The sequence below is a fragment of the Mycobacterium sp. genome, from assembly GCF_032161845.1.
In the GTDB taxonomy this organism is placed as follows: Bacteria; Actinomycetota; Actinomycetes; order Mycobacteriales; family Mycobacteriaceae; genus Mycobacterium.
Genome location: NZ_JAVRQA010000498.1, coordinates 1 through 3847, shown reverse-complemented (window position 1 = coordinate 3847; position 3847 = coordinate 1). Strand labels below are relative to the sequence as shown.

4 protein-coding genes are annotated in these 3847 nt (G+C 63.0%); 3 read left to right on the top strand and 1 reads right to left on the bottom strand.

Annotated features, from left to right (window positions below; genetic code table 11):
• A partial coding sequence (locus tag QOD90_RS27475) for an acyltransferase family protein (RefSeq protein WP_526355037.1) occupies nucleotides 1-556 on the top strand: 556 nt, incomplete at its 5' end.
• 6 nt (nucleotides 557-562) lie between these two features.
• Here the strand turns inward: QOD90_RS27475 and QOD90_RS27470 are convergent.
• Nucleotides 563-1996: an O-antigen ligase family protein gene (locus QOD90_RS27470; RefSeq protein ID WP_526355035.1), complete on the bottom strand. Its 1434-nt coding sequence runs from the start codon at nucleotides 1994-1996 to the stop codon at nucleotides 563-565.
• Between the two features lie 470 nt (nucleotides 1997-2466).
• Between QOD90_RS27470 and QOD90_RS27465 the strand changes: the two genes are divergently transcribed.
• Both QOD90_RS27465 and QOD90_RS27460 read left to right on the top strand, forming a co-directional pair.
• Entirely contained in the window at nucleotides 2467-3645 is a 1179-nt protein-coding gene (locus tag QOD90_RS27465) for a tyrosine-protein kinase domain-containing protein (protein WP_526355033.1), read from the top strand.
• The coding region (locus QOD90_RS27460; protein WP_526355031.1) for a hypothetical protein at nucleotides 3642-3847 on the top strand (206 nt) is incomplete at its 3' end. The genes QOD90_RS27465 and QOD90_RS27460, both read left to right, overlap by 4 nt.

Sequence of the window (3847 nt, the reverse complement as noted above, 5' to 3'; positions counted from 1 at the left end):
CGCCGCTTACATCGGTCCTGACCTCAGCCTTTCCCGCACGCTCTACTTCTTTCCCTTCTTTCTCGCCGGCTACGTCTGGCGGCAGAGGATCCTCGACCTGGTCTCGCGCGCAAGAGTTCTCTGGGGCGTGTCGTTCGTCGCGCTGATGGCCGGCGTCGTGATCTGGTCGCAGCACGGGCTGGACCAAGCCGTTTTCTACGGCTCGGAAAGCTACGACAAGGCGGCGGTCTGGACCGCGTTTCCCGCCCTGGGCAGGCTGGGGTTGATGCTGATGTCGGCTGCCGCCCTCCTGGGCTTCATGGCGATCATGCCGCGCAAATCGCAGTGGCTGGCCCGCATCGGGCGTCGCACACTCACCATCTTCGTGCTGCACGGCATTCTGGTGCTCGTCTTCTACAAGCTCTTCAACATCGTCGGGTGGTACGCCCCGTCACCCGCCCTGACCCCGGTCTTCGTGGTCATTGCCGTCGCGATCACATGGACGCTGGCGGGGCTGGATGGTCCCTTCAACCGCTTCTTCGACTGGCTCGCGGCGCGGTTGTCGCGGCGCACCTGAGGAAAGTCAGGGCGCCGCAGCGGCGGGCATTTTGCTGACGTCCACGGCCGGATCTCGCGTCTCGCGGCGCGACCGATCGACGTAGCCGAGGAAGGCGAGAAGCACCGAGAAGCACAAGGTGGTTTGCGGAACATCCGCGACGCCGTGGTCGAGCTGCAACGCCACGAAGCAGAAGGCGATGAAGACGCCGCCATAAACGGCGAATGGGAGCGAATCGGATCGAAGCGCTCGGTAGCTGAGTATGCAGCCAATGACGACGACCGCGATGAATGCCAGACCTGTAATGAGGCCCGCCCGATATATCTGCAGCAGCGGCGCATTGGAAATGATGTTCAGCGCATACGATTGCGCGGGATCAATGATTTCTGGGCGGGTCCAGCCCAAACCGAACAACCAGTGACCGGATACCTGACTCGTGAAACTCGCCAGCGACTCCGTGCGTGCGACACCGCTGACGTCAGAACTCCCCGATACCAATAACCGCTCGCGGATGAATGGCACACTCAGCGCCACGATAAGAAGCACTGCCACCGAGCCCATGGCCTGCCATCGGCTCCGTGCTCGGATCGAGTGGAAGACGAAGACCAAGGCAAGACCGACGAATAGCGTGAAGATCGATTGGCGACTCAATGTCAGGAGGATGGCAAACGCGAGAATGATCGCCATGCAATTGCGTTGCCAACCGCGGAACAAGACCAGACACATTGCGAATGCGATGAGGAATGCGATACCCGCGCCATTCGCGCCGACCCACGTTCCACCCAATCGAATTGAACGTTCCCCGCTGGTGGTGTACACGAATGTGGACAGGTTCTCCAGTCCGCCGCGAACGGACTCGTCGACCCGACCGAGGTCATAGCCGAATACCTTGAGAATGCCGAATGACTTCTGACCGCGGTCGACAGTCACCAGCAATATGCCCCAGATCGCGTTCGCGGCCGACAGCCAGACGAAGATGCGCCCGAAGCGCTCCAGGTGCTCCCTCGGCAAGCGCAGCAACGCCACCGCCACCAGCGTCACGATGGACCAACGGACGTACTGAATCATGCCCCCGAGGCTGAAACTGGTGGCCACGACCGAGATCCCGGCGGCCACGACCATGACCATCATTGCGATTTCCAGGCGACTGAACGGTTCCTCGGGTCGGGGATAAAGGATCGCCGCCAGTACCACGCCAAATGCGAACGGCAAGTAGAGAGGTAGGTGGACACCGGGGACGTAGCCGAAAGGAATTATGGCCAGCACCACGGCCAACCCCCAGTACAACCACAGCGGGTGCCATAGCCCAACATAAACCGCGACGATTACGGCCATTACGCCGGCGAGCGCCAGCGTCGGCGTCCCGAGATGATCAAGCGCCAGCCACGTCAGGACCGGGCACCCGGCAACGATGGCAGCAGGTAGCATGTAGCATGCTTTGAGATCCCAGCGAAGCGTCACGGGGACCATGGTGGCAGCTCAAGCGCTCAGTACCAACTTAGTACGAGGCGCGTGTTGACAACCGCCCGGTGGGTTCAGCCGCGATACAGTTCTCAGCCACACGTATTTGGAGGTCGGCGTTGGGTGTCACAGATTATCTGCGTATATTCCGGCGGTACTGGTGGGTGGTCCTGGCATTCACTGTCATCGGGGCGGTCGTCGGGTACGGGTCATGGGTGATCAATTGGTCGATCATCGATTTCACCCCTAAATATCAATCGACCGCTACGTTATTCGTCGCCACTCAAACCGGGACGACGACGGCCGAGGCATATCAGAACGACACCTTCTCTCAGCAACGCGCATATTCTTATGTCGCACTGGCTACCAGCGAACAGGTCGCTACGCGTGCGGTCGCCGAATTGCAGGCGCAAATCTCGCCGCGTGAACTTCAGGGCAAGATCACTGCGACGCCCATCAACAAGACAGTCATGCTGAATGTCAGCGTCACTGATTCGTCGCCCGCGCGAGCACAGGATTATGCCGCCGCCGTTTCCGATCAACTCGTGGCAGTCGTCGCCGAACTGGAAACCTCGCGTCGTGGTGGCACACCATCGGCTGCAGCCGTCGTCGTCGATGACGCCAGTTACCCAACCGCGCCGGTCAATCTGAAACTCTGGCTTCGGATCGCCTTGGGCGCTGCCGGTGGGTTCGTCGTTGGATTATTGGCTGCATTGTTGGTCGGCGTCCTCGATCAACGTCTGCGTGGGCGTAACGGCCTTGAATCGGCGACCGGTTCACTGGTGATAGCTACGCTGCCAAAAGATCCCGTGCGTCCGAATGCCGCCGTCGTCGATCTCGCCGGTGACAGCCTTTACGCCGAACGAATCCGGGAATTGCGGACGAATCTGCGGTTCGCGATACCGCCGGACGGTGCCGGCCGACCGCGCATCATCGCCGTGACGAGTCCCTCGGAGGGCGACGGCCGAACGACCACGGCCATCGACCTCGCGGCGGCGCTCGCGGAATCGGGCCGGTCGGTGATCCTCGTCGACGGAGACATGCGTCATCCGAATCTCGTCGACAGGTTGGCCCTTGCCGACGCGGCGCGCGTGAAGTCAGTTCAGCACGGGTTGAGCACGCTGTTGCTGGGAGAGGACGCGCTCAACGACGCGGTCATCCCGCAAATCGACGTCAGCGGCCATTCGATTGCACTGCTGCCCGGGGGGCCTCGGCCGCCGCGACCCGGCGAATTGTGGGCGACGGACCGTGCTGCGAAGCTCATCGCACAACTGGGTCAGGGATACGACTACGTGGTCGTCGACACGCCGCCGCTGGACAGCTACACCGACGGCGCGAACGTCGGCGCCCTCGCCGACGGCGTCATCCTGCTGGCGCGGATCGGGGGCACCACGGCCAACTCGCTGAGGCGTGCGGTGCAGACCCTCCAATCGGCACACGTCGCGCTCCTGGGAACGGTCGCGACCTTCGAACCCGTCAGCCGTCTCGTCGCGCGCACCCATTCCAGGCAGCGGGTCCGCACGGCCGCCGAGGAGCGCGGCGCCGAGGGAACGAAGGGTGGGGGTGCACCTGTCGCCGATCGCCGGCCGGTGCGCGCAGGAAGCCGCGGTGGATCCCCGGAAAGCGAACTGCCGGACGAAAGGCCGTGAGTTGGCCGATGCGCGTGGGGGCCGTTCTTGCCACCGTGTGCACGGTCGCGATGGCCGGTGGCTGCGCGCCCAAGGTGGCGCCCCCTCCTCACGAGAACCGACCACCTGCCGCCCTTGAGCCTCCGTTCCAGGGTGCAGCCGGGTTGCCGCCGCCAGACATGGGGGACAGCGGTCCTGGTTCGCTTCTCGAAGTCACACCGAT